The organism is Paenibacillus sp. J22R56, assembly GCF_056269375.1.
On sequence record NZ_JBWDNV010000004.1, the window covers coordinates 1 to 19,182 of the forward strand.

The 19,182-nt window shown below is 46.4% G+C and carries 15 protein-coding genes and 13 tRNA genes; 24 read left to right on the forward strand and 4 right to left on the reverse strand.

Annotated elements, in window-relative coordinates:
- Positions 1 to 19: 19 nt before the first annotated feature.
- The 20 genes from AC0YNT_RS10730 to AC0YNT_RS10825 all read left to right on the forward strand — a co-directional run bounded on the left by AC0YNT_RS10730 (position 20) and on the right by AC0YNT_RS10825 (position 11,011).
- Positions 20 to 110 (forward strand) — tRNA-Ser (locus tag AC0YNT_RS10730).
- A gap of 42 nt (positions 111 to 152) precedes the next feature.
- Positions 153 to 227: transfer RNA gene (locus AC0YNT_RS10735), tRNA-Glu, on the forward strand.
- A gap of 75 nt (positions 228 to 302) precedes the next feature.
- A tRNA-Val gene (locus AC0YNT_RS10740) sits at positions 303 to 378 on the forward strand.
- A gap of 20 nt (positions 379 to 398) precedes the next feature.
- A tRNA-Met gene (locus tag AC0YNT_RS10745) sits at positions 399 to 475 on the forward strand.
- 36 nt (positions 476 to 511) lie between these two features.
- Positions 512 to 588, forward strand: a tRNA-Asp gene (locus AC0YNT_RS10750).
- A gap of 15 nt (positions 589 to 603) precedes the next feature.
- Positions 604 to 679, forward strand: a tRNA-Phe gene (locus AC0YNT_RS10755).
- Between the two features lie 26 nt (positions 680 to 705).
- Positions 706 to 781: transfer RNA gene (locus tag AC0YNT_RS10760), tRNA-Thr, on the forward strand.
- Positions 782 to 789: 8 nt separating this feature from the next.
- A tRNA-Tyr gene (locus tag AC0YNT_RS10765) sits at positions 790 to 873 on the forward strand.
- An 11-nt stretch (positions 874 to 884) separates the two neighbouring features.
- Positions 885 to 957 (forward strand) — tRNA-Lys (locus AC0YNT_RS10770).
- Between the two features lie 19 nt (positions 958 to 976).
- Positions 977 to 1,059: transfer RNA gene (locus AC0YNT_RS10775), tRNA-Leu, on the forward strand.
- A gap of 9 nt (positions 1,060 to 1,068) precedes the next feature.
- Positions 1,069 to 1,155 (forward strand) — tRNA-Leu (locus tag AC0YNT_RS10780).
- 3 nt (positions 1,156 to 1,158) lie between these two features.
- Positions 1,159 to 1,233 (forward strand) — tRNA-Gly (locus tag AC0YNT_RS10785).
- Between the two features lie 5 nt (positions 1,234 to 1,238).
- Positions 1,239 to 1,315, forward strand: a tRNA-Pro gene (locus AC0YNT_RS10790).
- Between the two features lie 190 nt (positions 1,316 to 1,505).
- Positions 1,506 to 3,272 (forward strand): sensor histidine kinase, encoded by a 1,767-nt coding sequence (locus tag AC0YNT_RS10795; RefSeq protein ID WP_475804939.1) that lies wholly within the window; start codon positions 1,506 to 1,508, stop codon positions 3,270 to 3,272.
- Positions 3,269 to 4,342, forward strand: coding sequence for a helix-turn-helix domain-containing protein (locus tag AC0YNT_RS10800; RefSeq protein WP_475804563.1), 1,074 nt, complete (start codon positions 3,269 to 3,271; stop codon positions 4,340 to 4,342). The genes AC0YNT_RS10795 and AC0YNT_RS10800 overlap by 4 nt, the downstream gene beginning before the upstream one ends.
- A 205-nt stretch (positions 4,343 to 4,547) precedes the next feature.
- The gene (locus AC0YNT_RS10805; protein WP_475804564.1) at positions 4,548 to 6,269 is read left to right on the forward strand and encodes an extracellular solute-binding protein; all 1,722 of its coding nucleotides are present in this window, start codon (positions 4,548 to 4,550) and stop codon (positions 6,267 to 6,269) included.
- A gap of 88 nt (positions 6,270 to 6,357) precedes the next feature.
- Positions 6,358 to 7,248 carry an ABC transporter permease gene (locus AC0YNT_RS10810; RefSeq protein ID WP_475804565.1) on the forward strand — a complete coding sequence of 297 codons (891 nt, stop codon included), beginning with the start codon at positions 6,358 to 6,360 and terminating at the stop codon, positions 7,246 to 7,248.
- 15 nt (positions 7,249 to 7,263) lie between these two features.
- Positions 7,264 to 8,151, forward strand: a complete 888-nt coding sequence (locus AC0YNT_RS10815; protein WP_475804566.1) for a carbohydrate ABC transporter permease — start codon at positions 7,264 to 7,266, stop codon at positions 8,149 to 8,151.
- A gap of 373 nt (positions 8,152 to 8,524) precedes the next feature.
- Positions 8,525 to 10,609: a pectate lyase family protein gene (locus AC0YNT_RS10820; protein WP_475804940.1), complete on the forward strand. Its 2,085-nt coding sequence runs from the start codon at positions 8,525 to 8,527 to the stop codon at positions 10,607 to 10,609.
- Positions 10,610 to 10,741: 132 nt separating this feature from the next.
- Positions 10,742 to 11,011, forward strand: coding sequence for a hypothetical protein (locus AC0YNT_RS10825; RefSeq protein WP_475804567.1), 270 nt, complete (start codon positions 10,742 to 10,744; stop codon positions 11,009 to 11,011).
- A 36-nt stretch (positions 11,012 to 11,047) separates the two neighbouring features.
- Here AC0YNT_RS10825 and AC0YNT_RS10830 read toward each other — a convergent pair whose 3' ends face one another.
- The 3 genes from AC0YNT_RS10830 to AC0YNT_RS10840 form a co-directional block, all read right to left on the reverse strand.
- Positions 11,048 to 11,365: a hypothetical protein gene (locus AC0YNT_RS10830; protein WP_475804568.1), complete on the reverse strand. Its 318-nt coding sequence runs from the start codon at positions 11,363 to 11,365 to the stop codon at positions 11,048 to 11,050.
- Positions 11,366 to 11,456: 91 nt separating this feature from the next.
- Positions 11,457 to 12,335, reverse strand: a complete 879-nt coding sequence (aguB, locus tag AC0YNT_RS10835) for an N-carbamoylputrescine amidase (RefSeq protein WP_475804569.1) — start codon at positions 12,333 to 12,335, stop codon at positions 11,457 to 11,459.
- Positions 12,336 to 12,392: 57 nt separating this feature from the next.
- Positions 12,393 to 13,427 carry an agmatine deiminase family protein gene (locus tag AC0YNT_RS10840; protein WP_475804570.1) on the reverse strand — a complete coding sequence of 345 codons (1,035 nt, stop codon included), beginning with the start codon at positions 13,425 to 13,427 and terminating at the stop codon, positions 12,393 to 12,395.
- 266 nt (positions 13,428 to 13,693) lie between these two features.
- Between AC0YNT_RS10840 and AC0YNT_RS10845 the strand changes: the two genes are divergently transcribed.
- Both AC0YNT_RS10845 and AC0YNT_RS10850 read left to right on the forward strand, forming a co-directional pair.
- Positions 13,694 to 13,927 (forward strand): DNA-binding protein, encoded by a 234-nt coding sequence (locus AC0YNT_RS10845; protein WP_441892590.1) that lies wholly within the window; start codon positions 13,694 to 13,696, stop codon positions 13,925 to 13,927.
- A 158-nt stretch (positions 13,928 to 14,085) separates the two neighbouring features.
- Positions 14,086 to 14,400, forward strand: a complete 315-nt coding sequence (locus tag AC0YNT_RS10850) for a hypothetical protein (protein ID WP_475804571.1) — start codon at positions 14,086 to 14,088, stop codon at positions 14,398 to 14,400.
- A 113-nt stretch (positions 14,401 to 14,513) separates the two neighbouring features.
- On the opposite strand, the gene AC0YNT_RS10855 is transcribed toward AC0YNT_RS10850, so the two are convergent.
- Entirely contained in the window at positions 14,514 to 14,909 is a 396-nt protein-coding gene (locus tag AC0YNT_RS10855) for a VOC family protein (RefSeq protein WP_475804572.1), read from the reverse strand.
- A gap of 128 nt (positions 14,910 to 15,037) precedes the next feature.
- On the opposite strand from AC0YNT_RS10855, the gene AC0YNT_RS10860 reads away from it, so the two are divergent.
- Both AC0YNT_RS10860 and AC0YNT_RS10865 read left to right on the forward strand, forming a co-directional pair.
- The gene (locus tag AC0YNT_RS10860) at positions 15,038 to 15,682 is read left to right on the forward strand and encodes a peptide-methionine (S)-S-oxide reductase MsrA (protein ID WP_475804573.1); all 645 of its coding nucleotides are present in this window, start codon (positions 15,038 to 15,040) and stop codon (positions 15,680 to 15,682) included.
- A gap of 186 nt (positions 15,683 to 15,868) precedes the next feature.
- A complete protein-coding gene (locus AC0YNT_RS10865) occupies positions 15,869 to 19,126 on the forward strand; it encodes a carbohydrate-binding protein (protein ID WP_475804574.1) in 3,258 nt (1,085 codons plus the stop codon).
- Positions 19,127 to 19,182 lie beyond the last annotated feature (56 nt).

The following is a 19,182-nucleotide window of genomic DNA, read 5'->3' on the forward strand; positions in this document are numbered from 1 at the left end:
CCTGTTCGGGGAGCCATATAGAGAGGTGTCCGAGTGGTCGAAGGAGCACGATTGGAAATCGTGTAGGCTCTAACCGGGTCTCGAGGGTTCGAATCCCTTCCTCTCTGCCATTAACTTTTCTTGCAAAGTAGATCTTGCTAGGCGAATTTTAAGGCCCGTTGGTCAAGTGGTTAAGACACCTCCCTTTCACGGAGGTAACAGGGGTTCGAGTCCCCTACGGGTCACCAAACTTTACCCCAAAAAGTGAAGTTATGCTTCGAAGGTTAATCCGATTACTTTTCGGGGACCCCGGAGTCAAATATGGAGGCTTAGCTCAGCTGGGAGAGCATCTGCCTTACAAGCAGAGGGTCGGGGGTTCGATCCCCTCAGCCTCCACCATATAAGATTTTTACAAATGACGCGGGGTGGAGCAGCCCGGTAGCTCGTCGGGCTCATAACCCGAAGGCCGCAGGTTCAAATCCTGCCCCCGCAACCAAAACTTTATCTTCGGTTTTTACCGAGAACGCGATGTGGAGCTGTGGTGTAGAGGCCTAACATGCCTGCCTGTCACGCAGGAGACCGCGGGTTCGAATCCCGTCAGCTCCGCCATTTCATCAAACATCAGGCTCGGTAGCTCAGTTGGTAGAGCAGAGGACTGAAAATCCTCGTGTCGGCGGTTCGATTCCGTCCCGAGCCACCATGTTAGATGGTTCAACATTTCAATATGCCGGTGTAGCTCAGTTGGTAGAGCAACTGACTTGTAATCAGTAGGTCGTGGGTTCGACTCCTATCGCCGGCACCATAGTTTTTGGAGGGCTAGTGAAGTGGCTAAACACGGCAGACTGTAAATCTGCTCCTTCGGGTTCGGTGGTTCGAATCCATCGCCCTCCACCATTTTTCTTTGTGAGCCATTAGCTCAGTTGGTAGAGCACCTGACTTTTAATCAGGGTGTCGAAGGTTCGAGTCCTTCATGGCTCACTTTTATAAGTTTTATCATGCGCGTATGGCGGAATTGGCAGACGCACCAGACTTAGGATCTGGCGGGCAACCGTGGGGGTTCAAGTCCCTCTACGCGCACCATATTTTTTTGCGGTCATGGCGGAATTGGCAGACGCGCTAGATTCAGGTTCTAGTGTCAGCAATGACGTGGAGGTTCGAGTCCTCTTGACCGCACCATAAGCGGAAGTGGCTCAGCGGTAGAGCATCGCCTTGCCAAGGCGAGGGTCGCGGGTTCGATTCCCGTCTTCCGCTCCATTTTTCGGGATGTAGCTCAGCTTGGTAGAGCACCTGGTTTGGGACCAGGGGGTCGCATGTTCAAATCGTGTCATCCCGACCATTTTTTAATATTGTGGGTGTATTCCCTTTTTCATGTCAGAAGCCTATTATCTATTCAGATAATAGGCTTCTTTTTTGTATGTAATACTTTCCTCCGTAGCTTTAGACCCCGCTAGAAGGATTAGCCTCTTTAACAGCGAATATTGTTCCATACTTGTTCTTTGGCGGTGGAGGTGCTCGGCATTCGCTTGATGAAGTCTACCAGTAGAAAATTTACCTTCTTGTCTATGCTTCGTAATCGATTTGTTTTTTCCTCTCTTCGCAAACGTATTATGGTGTTTTTAACCATTGGCCTTGTGGGGTGTGCCATCTTGATGGCCTCTGTCTCCTACAATGCGATTTACACGATGCAGCGCGATAAAATTAAGACCTCAATGGCTTTTGATCTATACCAGCAAACCTCGAAGTTAAATCAGATGTATAATAACTTGCTTCAAGTTACCCAGCAGATGACGCCGGAAGGCACAGTGGGTCACTTGATGGAGTCATATGTTTATGCTGAAGACACATACAGCCAGCGTCTTCTCTCACGCGATATTTCCTACAATATTGGATTAATTACTTTTTCGAACCCGGCTATGCAGCTGGTTATGTATTTTAATACTTCAAGTGGAGAAGCCTCTTATTCGAACTTGCCGCTGCGTGGTGACTTCAAGCTGCAATCTTTGCCGAATGTCGCCGGTATGGGTGAGCTGAAATACCAGTCCCCACATAAGTCGTTATGCCGGTTCAGCGATGATCAGGTGGTGTCAGTGACTAGGGAGGTTAGATTCTCAGACGGAACACAGCTGGTCGTATATGTTGAGGCTAAGTCCGATATTACGACAGATATGAATTCGCTTACAGAGAGATTGAACATGCCCTACACGCTTGTTTTTACGGATACGGCAGACATGGTGACTTATAGTAGTAACCCAACGGCTTTTACGGCTGGAGAGCATCTTATGCTTAGTGGACAGTCGGGTATGTCGGACGAATATGTATGGAACCGAATGAACGGCGATTACGGCTACGGCATTACGATGCTTCTTCCTGTCTCTTATTACAATCACGAGCTCTATACGTGGAAAAATCATATGTACTGGATTCTCGCCATTGCCCTTCTGATGATGTTTATGCTTACTCTGGTATTGCGGAGGCTCATTAACCGGCCATTCCGATTAATCGAGAAGGAAATGAGGACGTTTGGTAAGGGATATATGGGCACCAGCCAATATCATACGGGGATCGATGAATTTGACCGGATTTTCGATCAGTTTAATATTATGAAGCGCCAGATTCAACAGCTAATTTTGGACGTGGAGCAGAAGGAAAAGCGGCGGCATCAGCTGGAGATCGAAAAGCTGGCCTACCAGATCAACCCGCATTTTTTGATGAATACGCTCAATTCGGTACGCTGGCTAGCCGTCATGCACAAGCAGGAGGAAATTGAGAAATTTGTCTCCTCATTAATTATTTTGTTGAATTATAACTTGGGCAAATCAAAAGAATCAGCTACCTTCAGATCGGAAATAGAAATTATGCGAACATACCTGGAGCTGCAGCAGATGCGGCATGATTTTGAGGTGACATTGGATGTTGAAGAAGGTGCTTATCTGGATAGCGCAGTTGCAAGATTCATCCTTCAGCCAATCGTGGAAAATGCCGTCTGTCATGGTCTTGATGATAACGGCAATCTTGAAATTAGCATATCGTCCGATGAAAAGGCACAGATGGTGCGCATCGTAATCCGCGATGATGGTAAGGGGCTGAGTCAGGAGACACTTTCCTTACTACAGCGCGACACGCCGGATCAGCAGCAGACAGGCTGGGGAATTGGGCTTCGATATGTTCGATCCATGCTGGAATCATTTTATGGCTATACAGCTCGTATGGGTATAGAAAGCACGCCGAATCAAGGCACAACAGTTACGTTAGACCTTCCTTTTCTTCAGCATCGAAAGGAGAGAGCGATTTGATTCGTGTATTAATTGTTGACGATGATAAGCTGGCGCGTAAAGGCTTGATTTCGATCATGCCTTGGTCCAATCACGATATGATCGTGGTTGGAGAGGCAGCGAATGGCGCAAAGGCACTGGAGTTTATGGAAGGGAATGAGGTAGATCTCATGTTCGTGGATCTCTCTATGCCTGTCATGTCTGGAATGGAGCTGCTGCAAGTTACACGGCAAAGATTCCCGGGGCTTCGTTCCGTTATTTTGTCTTTCCATGAAGAGTTCGAGAATGTACAAACGGCTTACCGCATGGGTGTGCTCGATTATATTTCTAAGGTGCGTCTGGAATCGGAGGATGACGAGTTAATATTGAGACGAATCCAGCAGCAAATGACAGGCGAGATGATTCATCGTACAACCACTCCCCCTGAGATAACTACGCTTGCTCCTGTTGTTGAGAAAAATAACTGCTCACAGGAGGAGGAAGAGTGGTGCAGGCTGGAGCAGGAGTGGCGCGCTCATTATTGGCTCTATAATGAATCGGTTTTTCAGCGCCTATGCAAACAGACTATCGAAGCCAAGGTTTCTTTTCGTCGTCTGGAAGGGCTGTTTATGCGCGTGTTGTCCCAATTGGAATCTGTTATTGCATTGGACGCCGAGCTCCGGTCTGATGGGAGTGACCTCCGGTCGGCGATTGAATGGCTGCGCGATTACAGAAAACGTGTCTATGCACAGGTTGCGGCATCCTCTGATTTTACCAATACGACGACTAGCATTCTAAAGGCTGTGTTGTTTATTCGCGAGCAGGCTTCGAATACACTGCATGCCGAGGACGTCGCTGATCATGTGCACATGAGCCGAAGTTATTTTAGCCAATGTTTTAAAAAGCTGACAGGTTTGACGTTCAATGATTACTTAAGACAAGAGCGGATAAGAGCCGCTGAGCGGCTGCTATGCGAGACCAATCAGTCGATTGCGTGGGTTGCTCATGCCGTAGGTTACAACGACTCCAAGTATTTCTCACAGCTCTTCTATGAACAGACTCATCTCTTGCCCTCCGAATTCCGGGCTCAATTCCACAGGGGGGATGAATGATTGCAATCGATCGAACAAATACCTACCTTGGCTCATTTCCCATCACAAAACACGGCACATCCATCTGACTTTTTTTCTCCGCTTTCCATGTACAATGAGAAGGCAAGGAACAAGCAAGCGCTTACAAGGCAAGAATAGCTTCGCAATTCTTAAGCTCACGCTTACGAAGCAAGAATTGTTTTACAATTCTTTTAGGAGGGGTCAGATGAAAAGAAATATGGCAGCAATTCTTTCCGTCGCACTACTTGGAGTAAGTTTGGCAGCATGTTCTTCTAACGATTCATCGAACAATAATGTGAAAGCGTCTTCAACACCAGATTCAAATGCAGAAGCAAGCCCAGCCCTTTCGGGAGACGACCTGGCGTTCTCCAAATTTCCGAAACCTGTTGATGTTCACATCGGCATGGTGGTGGATCCAACAGACAAGACTCTTCCGGAAGGCGATAGTGTCAGCAACAACCAGTACACACGTTACCTTAAGGATAAGTACAACATCAACGTGATTGTGGATTGGACGGCAGCGACAGGCAACGATTTCAAGCAGAAGGTCAGCTTGACAATCGCATCAGGCAAACTGCCAGACGGTATGGTCGTTGATGACCGCTCCTTCATGACCAAAGCGGCAAGCTCGGGACTGCTGTACGATATTGGCGATCTTTTCGATCAGTATGCATCCCAGCAAGTGAAGGACATTATGGCAAGTACCGAAGGACGCGCTTTGGAAAACGCTAGCTACAAAGGCAAGATGGTGTCGCTCCCGAACATTACTGTAGATACCGATGGCGTTCACGTGATGTGGGTCCGCAAGGATTGGCTGGATAAGCTCAGTCTGCCGGTACCTAAGACGGTGGCGGATATCGAGAAGACAGCACAAGCGTTTATCGATAACAAGCTGGGCGGAGACAAAACGATTGGTATTGGCGGTCCATCCAAAAATACATTCCCTTATTCCACATTCCTCGTGTCCTCCAACAATATGGGCGGCTTTGACCCGATCTTTGGCGCAATGAATGCTTATCCGGGTTATTGGCTCGATAATGGCGATGGAACGGTGTCGTACGGAACAACGTCAGAGAATACAAAGAAAACATTGGCTTTGCTGGCTGACTGGTACAAGAAGGGGCTTATTGATCCAGAGGTAGGCACCCGCGATAACGTAGGAGACCCGGTAAATGCTAACCAAACAGGTATTTTCTCCGGACCATGGTGGAACGGCGGATACGGCAACGGTGACTCCTTCAAGAACGATCCAACAGCGAACTGGCAGGCTTATCCGATCTACACCGATGACGGAAAGTGGAATTCGCATATGAAAACAACAGGCAGCACGTATACCGTTATCAGCAAAAACGCTAAACCGGATGTTGTCAAAGCCATCCTCATTATGAACAACGCCCTTGTGCGTGATGAAGCGACCTTTGATCTGTCCGTTGCTGTAGGCTGGTATCCACTCCGTAACGTTATGGCTGCGGCTAATGAAACGGAATACGAGTATACCGAGCTCATGAAAGTTCTGAAGGGCGAAGCAGAGCCAGAGGATTATAACAAGCCAAACAGCTTGTATAAGCTGATGTATGCAGATGCGAAGAAGGTAAGAGATGTTGTTAAGCCTCCGTATGACGAGCTGGGTGTAAGCAACTTCAGTACGGCGAACTTCGGCGACTTCCAGCGTTTATACTCCCTCTTAGTTGGGGATCGTCCGTTTGCAACAACTCCAATCGACAATAAGGTTTACAGCGTCACTTATAACCAAACGCCAACAATGGAGACTAAGTGGGCGAACCTTAAGAAGATGGAAGACGAAACTGTTCTGAAGATCATTCTTGGCCAGGCGTCCATTGATTCCTTCGACAAATTCGTGAAGGACTGGAAATCGCAAGGCGGCGATGAAATTACGAAGGAAGTTGCGGAACTCTTGAGCAAATAAGAATGCTGAAAGCTTGCGGAGGCACTTGCTAGATGAGTGCCTTCTGCAAGCCTTAATAACCGGCCAGGATGATTGGAGGTTAGCTGTAATGAGAAAATTGGGCCATCAGAAGCACTATTATTTTATGCTGCTGCCGGGTATGGTCTGGCTCATAATGTTCAGTATTGTGCCTATGTTCGGAATTCTGATGGCATTTCAGAATTATAATCCGGGAATGGGGCTGTTGAAATCAGAGTGGGTTGGGCTCGAGAACTTCAAGTACATGTTTCAACTGAATGACAGCAAGACGGTTATTACAAACACCCTTATTATCTCCGTTGGTAAAATCTTCTTCAATCTCGTTGTTCCGCTTGTCTTTGCTATTCTGCTGAATGAGCTGCGCAATCTGCGCTACAAAAGGCTGGTTCAGACCGTCGTGTACCTGCCTCACTTTTTGTCGTGGGTTATTATGTCGACGATTGTCATTGGAATTTTCGGCTATTATGGCGTTGTAAATACAATCATTGGTTACTTCGGTGTTGATCCAAAATTGTTTATGGCCGATTCGAGTATATTCCGGCAGCTCATTATCGGCACCGATGTATGGAAAGAATTTGGCTATAACGCAATCATTTATCTTGCAGCGCTGACTGGCGTCAACCAAAGTCTATACGAGGCGGCTGCTATTGACGGTGCTAACCGATGGAAGCTGATCCGGAACGTTACACTGCCTGCTCTGACGACTACGGTTGTATTGCTAGGCGTCTTGAGTCTTGGCAATGTTCTGAACGCAGGCTTTGATCAAGTGTATAACCTGTACAACCCGCTCGTGTATTCAACCGGGGACGTGTTAGATACATGGGTATACAGGCTAGGCTTGCAAAACCTTCAGTTCTCGCTCGCGACCGCGGCTGGATTGTTCAAGTCGGTTATCAGCTTTGTGCTCATCTATGTATCCTATCGCTTGGCATACCGTTATGCCGACTACACGATTTTCTAAAAGGAGGACGCTGCATTGGTCAGAAATACAACGTTAGCCTCACGGACGTTTGATATTGCCAATATCGTCGTCCTCGCTCTTTTGGTCATCAGCTGTTTGTATCCGCTATGGTATACCTTCTGTGTATCGATCTCGGAGAAATCCGCTGCTAACGCAGGTCTCGTTACCATCTATCCGATTGGTTTCTCCTTGTCGCCGTATAAGGAAATCATTAATGATCACTTATTCTTTAACGCGTTCTGGATTTCCATCCAGCGTACTGTACTTGGTACCTCATTCACCTTGTTTATGACGGTATTAATGGCATATCCGTTATCTCGGCCTAACAAAGAATTCAAAACGCGCAATACGTTTATGTGGATTCTGGTCTTCTGTATGCTGTTTAGCGGCGGACTAATTCCGTGGTATCTGACGATTCAGAACTATCATCTGATTGATACGATCTGGGCGTTAGTGCTTGGCGGGGGAGTACCGGTATTTGACGTCATCCTGATCATGAACTTCTTCCGCAATTTACCGAAGGAGCTGAATGAGGCGGCTGTCGTCGATGGCGCAGGTCCTTGGGCGGTATTGTTTAAGGTTTATATTCCATGCTCCATTCCGGTGCTCGCAGCCGTGGCATTATTCATTGGTGTCTATCACTGGAACGAGTTCTTTAATGGCTTGGTGCTCAGTAACACAGCGGCTAGTTATCCGCTCCAAACGTATATTCAGCAGCTTGTCGTCAACATTCCGGTCGGCACTAGCTTGACCCCTGAGCAGTATAAGAAGCTGTCGGAGCTGTCCAACCGGACGCTAAACTCAGCTAAAGTATTTATCGCCATGATTCCGATGCTGATTGTCTATCCTTTCCTGCAAAGGTACTTCGTGTCTGGTATTATGCTGGGTGCGGTGAAGGAGTAAACCTAGGCTTTGGAGGGGGACGGTACCCCTCAACCACCATCAATCACTATCAACCACATCCAAATGAGGATGTGGTTTTTTATTTTGCCTCGATAAGTGTCTTCACCCCGTCCTATAATCATTAGCTCAGATAACGCTGTGGGAAGAGGGCGATATGAGCAAATGATTGTATCGGAACCGACTTCCAGGCTGATATGCTCTAGGTGCCTCAGATCAAGGATTATTTTATAAAGTTAAATAGGGGGAGGTGAAGGGTGACGCTTTACAGCTCTTTGCAAACGGATTCAGGAGATGTCCACTTACGATACAAATCATATTAGGAGGGACTGAATTGAAGAAAAGTATAGCAAGTGTAACAGGTTTAGTTTTGGCGATGGTTCTCACCCTATCCTTATTGGGAGTGTTTAATCCGACTTTGCATGCAGCTGGCCTAGCGGTAACGGGCAGTGGGGGCTGGAATGAAACGGCCTATGTAGAATGGTCTCCTGTAAGCAATGCTCAGGGATATAATGTTTATGTGAAGCCTGCAAGCGCATCAGATGCTGGATATCAACAATTAGACAATGAATTAATTCGGAAATATCCATCCAATTGGAGAGCGGATGCCTTAGGCTTGGCAGCTGGCAGTTATATTTTAAAGGTAGAGGCCCTATTGTCAGGCGGTTCAAAAGAAAGCGTGGTTACGAGTCCTTTAACTGTAACGGCATTCGACCGATCTGGCTTTGCTTTCTCGTCTAACTCGCAATATGGTACTGGATCAGGTGCTTATAACGATAATGGAACACTGAAGAACGGCGCTCAAGTGATCTATGTCACATCGAATACGGCGCAAACCGTCTCTCTTGATGTGAAGGTCAGCAGCTCCGGTACGCTACAAACCGCTGTGGGTCTAGGCGAAATTATGACACTTAGACAAAAAGGCTATGATACAACTCCACTGGCCATCCGATTGATCGGGAAGGTTACTGCGAATGACTTAAGCGGACAGCTTAACGGCAGCGGATATCTTGAAGTCAAAGGGAAAAGCAATTACGCCGAAATGAACATGACATTTGAAGGTATTGGTGAAGATGCTTACGCATATGGCTGGGGAATGCTTCTTCGCTACGTCGGTAACGTAGAGGTCAGAAATCTAGGGGTGATGTTATTCCCTGACGATGGCATTTCGATGGATACAGGCAATGTGAATGTATGGGTGCATAACAATGATATCTTCTATGGAACAGCTGGGGGAGATGCGGATCAGGCAAAAGGCGATGGCTCCACAGACCTCAAGAAGGGTTCAACGTATATTAACATCTCATACAATCACTATTGGGACTCCGGAAAAGCAGCTCTTGTTGGTTTGAGTGAGTCAACCGAGTTTTTTGTAACCTTCCACCACAACTGGTTTGATCATTCGGACTCTCGTCACCCTCGTATAAGAGTGGCATCTACCCATATTTATAATAACTTCTATGATGGTGTTTCCAAATATGGGGTTGGTGTTACAACAGGAGCATCCGCATTTGTTGAATCGAATTATTTTAGACATACGAAAGATCCAATGATGAGCTCTCTGCAAGGTACGGATGCGTTAGGGGAAGGCACGTTCTCTGGCGAGAACGGAGGGATGATTAAAGCATATAACAATATCATTGTTAATGCTGAAAGTCTGATCTATGCCAACTCCAATACCGGAACTGCTGCGGCTAATGCAACCTCGTTTGATGCATACTTAGCTTCGTCTAGAACGGAATCGGTTCCGAGCTCTTACAAAGCATTAGTTGGCGGGACTGCTTATAATAACTTTGATACAAGTGTCAATACGGGAGTTAATGTATCCAATATTGATAGCGCAAGCACGGTTGAGCAAGTGGTTACAGCAGAAGCGGGACGCCTGGGTAACGGAGATTTTACATGGGAGTTTAATGACTCTGTTGATGACACTTTGTATACGATTAATACAGCTCTGATGTCCAAAATAACCAGCTACACTACACAGCTTGTGTCGGTTGGAGGCAACTCCGTCTCGACAGAACCGACACCTACTCCTACTCCAACGCCAAGCCCAACAGCTACACCAACACCGACGCCTACCCCATCAGATACACCAACTCCAACCCCATCGGAAACTCCGACAACGGGAGGACAGGTTCATAACTTTACAACAAACGGAACGGCAAGCGACTTCTTCACTATTCAAGGCAATCTTTCTACCTCGAAGGGGACTGTGACCTATAACGGTCTAACCTTAACACAATGTTTGAAAATCGAGAGTGCAACCAGTATTTCGTTCACGGCGCCTGCAGCTTCAACTTTAACACTGGTGTTTAATACAGCAGACGGCACAAAAGTCAAGATTGATGGAACAAGCTATGCCATGACAAATGGCATTGTCCAGGTATCTCTTGCCGCCGGAGCACACACGATTACAAAAGACGGCGTTACAAATCTTTATTACATGAAGCTGGTGTAGAAGCTAAATCAGATGTAGGACCCCCAGGCAATCAGCCAGGGGGTTTTCTTTATGAAAGTGGAAAATGATTCATACTCGAAAACGCGATAGAATTGTATAATAGATAGGATTTTATCTAAAGGGGAAAATGATTTGATAGCTTCGTTATCGCTTGCCGTATATTTGCTCATTGGGTTACTTTATGCAGATCATGCATACAAAGAGATGATTTCTGATTTTGAAGAAGAAGTTGATGAAACGGATCCAGAACTGCAAGATTACATTAATAGCAAAAATGATTTGTATGACGCCTTACATAATCTCCATAAGCTTGTAGGGGAAAAAGGTTTGAAGATTACACTTTATTTGTTTTATATGATCCTTTGGCTGCCGATTATCCTTTATTCTAAAATTTCTCAATAGAGAAAATAAAAATGATATCAGCAGCTGTATTATTTCCTATGAGTCTGTTAACTGAAGAGCCTGTACTCTTCGTTTATTTATTGCACCGGTATCATTAATTCTTGCCCTGAATTTATCCTTATCTGATAGATATCCGTAAGCAACATTCTGTTCACTTCTGGCTAGTCCGAGAAAGAACATAAAAGTTAATTGCTCAACTGGGTAATAGAATGTTACGAGTTTATTCTCCATAATGCACTTGTCGATCAACCTCTCAAGGGCAGTATGGTCTTCTATAATTTCTAACGGAAGGGTGTAAGTAATAAATTCTTCATTAAAATGGGCAACATACCGGTTAATCGTATTACGCAGCATAGAATCGGCCTTTCCATATAAGTTACAAACCAATATGATAACAGAAAGACCCTCAAGCCATTTGGCTTGAGGGTCCTCTTGTTATTACGGATTATCTAACCCGAATCTCGCCGTCATACGAGGCGATTACGCCGTACAGATCGGGACGACGATCACGGAAGATGCCCCACTCGATACGCTGCGACTCGAGCTGATCCAGATCGAACTCAGCAACAAGCACGCCGTGCTCGTCGCGGCCAGCTTCCGCAATCATGTTGCCTTGCGGGCCAGCAATAAACGATGAACCGTAGAAATTAATCGACGAGTCTTCGTCGATCTCTTCGCCGATACGGTTAGATGCGATAACCGGCATCAGATTGCAGGCCGCATGGCCTCTCATACACATTTGCCAGTGATCCTTGGAATCAATAGAACCGTCCTGCGGTTCCGAGCCGATAGCCGTTGGGTAGAACAGCAGCTCTGCGCCCATAAGCGCCATGCTGCGTGCCGCTTCCGGATACCATTGGTCCCAGCATACGCCAACGCCGATTTTGGCATATTTTGTTTTCCATACTTTAAAGCCGGTATCGCCCGGATTAAAATAAAACTTCTCCTCGTACCCAGGGCCGTCCGGAATATGACTCTTGCGGTACTTGCCGAGTACTTCGCCGTCGGCGTCGATGACTGCAAGGGAGTTATAACGTGCGTAGTTCTTCTTCTCGTAGAAGCTGATCGGAAGTACAACACCAAGCTCTTTAGCGATGCCGCGGAAATGGTTAATTGCTTTGTTCTCCTCAAGCTCCGTTGCATAGACGTAGTAGTCGGCTTTTTCCTTCTGGCAGAAGTAAGGTGTCTCAAACAGCTCCTGCAGCAAAATAATTTGCGCGCCTTTCGCCGCCGCTTCGCGGACCAGCGCTTCCGCCTTGCGAATGTTTTCTTCTATATTAGTTGTACAGCTCATCTGTGTCGCTGCTACTTTAACGGTTCTCATGGGTATGTCCAGCCTCCTTGTTAGCCGAATCTTATTAATTTGTTGTTTAACTTATTGTTATGCGCGTCGAGCCGGCATCTGTTGTGTTGTGCAGTGCACGTTGCCGCCTTCGCGTATAACAGCCATGCCGTCGATTGGACGAATGCGGAGATCCGGGAACGCCGCTTGCAGCTTATCGATCGCTTTGCGATCGGCTTCTTCTGCTGCCCCGCCAAATACAGGCAAGATAATGCCGCCATTAACAAAATAGAAGTTCAGGTAGCTCAGCGTCAGACGAGTGTCCTCGTATTCTGCATAAGGCGGCTGTTCGAGCTCAATAATCTCGAGCTTACGACCTTTTGCATCAACTGCTTCACTTAAGATACGGCGATTTTCCTGCGTGATCGCGTAGTTGTCGTCAGATGGATCATCACATACCTGCAGGATCACCTTGCCAGGTGCTGCGAAGCAGGCGATGTTATCGACATGCCCGTCTGTCTCATCGCCGCTAAGACCACGCTTCAGCCATACGATGGTGTCTACGTTCACGAATTCTTTTACATACGCTTCGATTTGCTCACGGCTGAGCTCCGGATTACGGTTCACGTTCAGCAGGCATTCCTCAGTTGTGAGCAGTGTGCCTTCACCGTCCGTATGGATGGATCCGCCCTCCATGACAAGTGGAGCATCAAACTGTTTGACGTCAACATGCTTCAGAATCTGTGGAGCTACAGCATCGTCCAAATCCCATGGCGAGTATTTGCCGCCCCATGCATTAAACTTCCAGTTCACTCCGGCCAGCTCGCCGTCAGGACCCACGACAAACGTTGGGCCATTGTCGCGCAGCCACGCATCGTTATGCTCGATCGGCAGGCATTCCACCGCAGTATTATTTGCGAACAAGCTGCTCACTTTCTCCATATCTGCGGGATTAACAACAACCGTTACAGGTTCGAATTCTGCTATAGCATTGATCAGCTCGGCATAGCCAGCGCTCACCTGTTCGTAATGTTCCGGATACACCATGGAGTCTTGGATCGGCCAAGAGATAAAGGTACGCTCGTGCGGCGTCCATTCAGCTGGCATTGTATAATTCAATTGTTTTGGATTCATATAGGGTAGTATTCCTCTCTCATCGCATGAACAATGTGTCATAAGCTTATTAAATGGTCTAGCTTATCATATAACAAAAAGTATGTCATCTCAATTACGAAGCGGGGAAATATCCTATGTTTCGCGGTGTAGCGAAATTTGTCATCTATTTATTATCCCTCGTACGGTTGAAATCGATGTAAATACTTGCCTCAATAACTGCAATTGCATGAAGTCATGTTATAATGAGGTATCCGATCGATTAGGAATAAGAGAGGAACCGATACATGAAGGTATTTGAAGACTGGAACCAAAAACTAAAAAGAGATTTTAACGCAACGAGTATCGTAGATGTATTTACGGTCACGGAGGCAGGCAAGTTACTTGGTCTCACTAAAGACCAAATGAAGGTATTCGTGGATAAAAATAATCTCACTAAAGTTCCTATCATGAGAAATGTTCATAGATACTTGTTGCTAAAAAGTGAAATCGACCAGATCTTAGAGAACAGGGTCGTATAGTACGGAACCCCGACCCCCTGAGGTCGGTTTTTTTTTAGTCGTATAAAATAAAAAACAATTAGTTAATCTAATAATGGGATTCCAATGTTCTCGCTATAGTAAAGAGAAGTGTAGTAAAATGATAATAAGGCAAGATTATATTATTATGAGGTGTACGAATGGCACTTAGCTTCACTGCTCCTACGATTACTCGGTTAGAGAAAGAAATTGCTGACATACAGAAGCTTGTTCGCGAGAGTGAGACCAAACGCCAAAAGGCGTTGTCGACGATTAATAAGCTTCAGCGTGACCAGAAATTAAGTCGAAATGCTAATGACTTGAGCAATAAGATAACGCGTGAGAACAAGCTGAAAAAAGAAATTGAGGAGATCAACGGTTTCCTCAAACAATCTTCCAAACAACTTGCAGATAAGAACCAGTTGTTAGCCCAGCTTCGTATGAAGACGGATGCAACGAAAAACCCGACCAAGTGAGGTCGGGTTTTGTTCGAATATAAGAAAGTATATGTTTTCTCTATACTGTGCCTATATTTCAATCGCGAAACGTAGGCTGCTCCTCTTATGGACGGTGCAGCCGTTTACGCTAGTTATTTAGCATTAAGATCAGGTTGATGGATACCAATCACATTGCCTTCTGTGTCTGTGAAATATCCTTGCCACGCCATGCCTGGCAGAGCGTGCTTCGGCAAGGCTACCTCGCCGCCGAGGCTGAGGATTTTGGCAGCCGTCGTATCAAAGTCTTCGACGCCCATTGTACAGGCAAAGCCGTTCATCGCTTGACCTGGCTGTGGAGCAGGCCCCATGCGCTTCATCAAAGCACCATTGATCCCCATGGCATCCGCATCACCCGTTACGGCTCCGAAGTAAGGCATTCCGGCATAGTCGCTCCAATCCTCGAAGGTCCATCCAAATACCTCTCCATAAAACTTCTTTGCACGTTCCACATCATCGACATGAATCTCGAAATGAATTACTCTTCCCATGATACCCTCCCAGGTTTTGGCTTCCTAATCTTTTTCTCTAATTAGGCTTTCCTTCCCTGCTTGATCTAAACGGTTTACAGAAATATAGTTTAGTATGAGATGGTGATCATTCAATTGGAGGGCACTAGATGAACGCTAACCAGCAGGCGAATAACCTTCATATAATTACATTTGGCATGGGGTGCTATTGGAGCCCTGAAGCTTTATTTGGTGCGATGCCTGGTGTAATCAAGACACGTGTCGGCTTTGCCGGGGGGACATCACACGAGCCAACCTATCGTAATATGGGCGACCATACGGAGACGGTTGAGCTTGTTTTCAATCCTGCACTCGTCTCTTACGACACGCTATTAGAGACATTCTGGAACAACCATAATCCTTATAACATTAACGGATATAAGGACCGGCAATACCAATCGCTTCTTCTTTATCGTGACGAGGAGCAAGAGGAGACATTCCGGAAGATCAAGAGCAGGTTGGAGCGGGACAAGGGGAATCTGGATACAGAACTAGCGCCGTTCCAAGCCTTTTATCCGGCTGAAGCCAGGCATCAGAAATATTATTTAAAAAGATTCCCAGATGCAGTTGCGAAGTTGAGCACCCTCTACACATCCGACGAGGAGCTCGAGAACTCGACCTTAGCGGCCCGATTAAATGGAGTGGCGAAGGGTTTTCTCAGCTTGGAGCGTCTGCAGCATGAAATGGATCAATGGCCAATAAGCACAAACGAGAAAGTCGAGATAATCTCCTTGATTCGACAAATTCGTTGGTAAGGGTAGTTCTTTTAACTTATTTAATATAACATGATATATCATTAATCTATAGTCTAAAGGATTTAAATACTTATGATATATTGACATAATATTAACCAAACATTATATTATTGAATGACTGAAGCCGATCGTATACATGCATGCGAATCGGCTTTTATTTTTGCCCAATATAGAGGAGGGATGTTAGTGACTAGTAAAATTAGAAGGTCAAAGCTTATCGTGTTGCCAGTTGTTTTTGCACTCTCGATTAGTCCCTTATTTCCAAACGCAATACCTCAAGCCCATGCTTTTGATGCAGCAGATGCGAAGACAGCGATTGAAGCCTACAACAATACATTCTGGGATGCGAGCGCCAAGTATTTCTGGAAAAACTCCAATCATGACGGATATCAGGATTTTTGGGTGGAGGCTGAGCTGTGGGAGCTCGTAATGGATGCTTATCTCCAAGCTTCAGATCCGGCATTAAAAGCGAAGCTGCGAACCCAGATTGATGAGGTGTTCGATGGAGCTGTAGCAAAGTACGGCCAGGATTGGACCAATAATACGTTCAACGATGACATTATGTGGTGGGCGATGGCGAGTGCAAGAGCCTATACCATTACGAATGATGCGAAATACCTCGAGAGAGCGGAATATTATTTTAACTACGTCTATGATACGCAGTGGGACGATGAGTTTGCGAACGGCGGTATTTGGTGGAAGAGCGATGACCGTACGACGAAAAATGCCTGCATTAACTTCCCTGCTGCCGAAGCCGCGGTTTTCCTATATAACGCAACGCATAACGAACACTACCTGGATGCCGCCAAAACCATCTATCGTTGGAGTAAAACGATGCTGACGGATGGAAATGGCAAGGTATTCGACAGGATTGAAACAAAAAACGGATCTATTCAAGATGCGACTCATTATAATCAAGGCACGTTTATTGGAGCGGCAGTAGGTCTCTATCAGGTTATTGGAGACAAGGTATACTTGGATGATGCGCTCAAAGGGGCAACCTTTACGAAAGAGCGGATGGTTGATGTGAACAAGCTACTGCGCTATGAAGGTCCAAACGGCGACTTAAAGGGCGGCAAAACGATACTCGTTCGTAATCTAGGTTATCTTCAGAAGGCGGTAAATGAAAGAGCGGAGAGTCAGTACAAAACCTTTGCCGACAGCTATAATGAATGGCTTGCATTAAATACTGATATGGCTTGGAGTCATCGAAATGCCGATAATCTGGTTGACAGCAACTGGGCAGGTCAACAGCTGTCCGGGACCTTTGAATCGTGGAGCTCTGCTGCAGCCGTGGAAGCTTTGACTGTTCTTAAGCCGCAGAATGCGGGGGAACTGACCTATGCCGTTAAGAACCCATATAGCAGAATGGAAGCGGAAAACTTCAATATCGTAAATGGTCCTGGCCTGGAAGGCAGCATCGAAGGCTCGCTTCAGCTTGGAGGAATCCAAGACAGTAACTATGCCGCTTATAAAAATGTGGACTTTGGCTCGGGAGATGGTGCAAGCGGTTTCATTGCACGGGCATCAAGTGGAACCGGCGGTGGCAATATTGAGATCCGGCTGGATGCAGTAGACGGGCCAAAAGTGGGTACATTGAATGTCGAAGGTACCGGCAACTGGAATACTTTTATCGATGCGGTTACGCTGCTGAAGGATGATCAAGGACATGCCAGCAACGTAACAGGCGTCCACGATGTGTATCTGGTGTTCAAGAAAACAAATGATTCGTATTTGTTTAATCTGAACTGGTTTACTTTTACGAAGACAGATCCAACTAAGACGGATGCTTATGCCAAATTACAAGCAGAAGACTTTGTAAGCAGTGACGGATTGAGTATTAACTCAAGCGGAAAATATACAGATGGCATTCATCATAACGCTTATGCTTCTTATGAAGATATTGATTTTGGCTCCGGCGCTGCTGGAATTACGGCACATCTCACCAGTGGCAGTCAGGGCGGCTCGATTGAGGTGAAGCTGGACAGTCTGGACGGTCCGACGGCAGGAGTTATCGAGGTTCCTGCATTAGGCAGCTGGAATGATTGGGTCGACATTGCTTCCATCATCGATGATTCAAAGGCTGTTGGTGTTCATGATGTATATCTAATCTTCCACGGCGCAGACGGCAGCGATTACCCTTGTAATCTGGATTGGTTCACCTTCTCTACGATTAAAGGTAAATCAAGGGATGCTTACGGTAAGCTGGAAGCAGAAAATTATACAAACAGCATAAACGCAGGTACGGAAAATGGCGGTAATCAGACGTACCTCGCAGGTATTTACGGTCCGAATAAGCCTTACGCGATGTACAATTATATTGATTTTGGCGATGTGAGCCCTACTCAATTCAACATTCAGGCTGCAAGTGATACGGCAGGAGGAACAATTGAAGCTCGTATTGACGGTATCAATGGACCTGTCATTGCAACGGCCGAAGTTAGCGGCACAGGCGGCTGGCAGAAGTTCCAGGTATTCTCCGGTAATGTAACCGCTCCTGTAACGGGTAAACATCTCGTTTACCTCCTCTTTAAGGGGAATGACTGGTTATACAACTTCGACAAATTCACCTTTGGAGATCCATCTGTCTTTACCGCAGAACCTCCTGCACCTGAACCTGTCGAAGATCATGTTGCGCCGGGAGAGGTAGAGAACGTTCATGTTACCCGAGATAACAGCGAGCTGACGGTACAGTGGGATGGACCATATGCGGTGGATGGGGATGTTGTCCACCTTAAGCTGGTTCGTAATGGTCAACAGGTTGGCGCAGTTAAAGAAGTGAAGCGGGGCGTCCAGACGACCGTATTGACTGGGATTGAAGCCGATCTGAGCTATAGTCTCGTTATAAGCGCTGCAGATAAGTCCGGTAATGAATCTGCAGGAGTGACAGTTCCTGTCCCGGCAGCTCCCGTCTATTCTTTGACGGCTAATGGCTCCAAATTGGTGGAAGGGGCAGTACTTGAGGATGATTCGTATCTGCGCTTCCAAGCAGGTGATGGCAAGACCGCGATTCGATCGGCTAGTCTTACTTTTGACGGTAAGGAATATAGCCTATCTTCTCAGAATTCACGGGATCTAAACGTTGAACTCGCTGGTCATCTGGGAGAGAAGTCGGTTGTCATTGCGGTAGAAGATGAAGCGGGGAACAAGCTTCAGAAGACGATTCATGTCCAAGTGAAGACGAGTATCAGGAGCATGAACAATCTGCTTGATCGGTTCAAAGCTTCGAATGAGGTGAGTAAATCACTGGCATCACAGCTTTCGGCTAGTCTGAAGCAAGCCCAGCAGCACTTGGACAAAGGGAAGCGGGATCAGGCGATCAAGCAGATGGAGAACATTATGAAGCAGTTGAATAAGGCAGGTAAAAAGGACGCTTCGGAACATGCTAAAAGTGTATTAAATATCGATGCGAATACCCTTATTGCCAGCTGGAAAAAGAAATAGAATAAAATGAAGGAAAGACGCTCCCGCCACACGTAACATGTGGCGGGAGCGTCTTT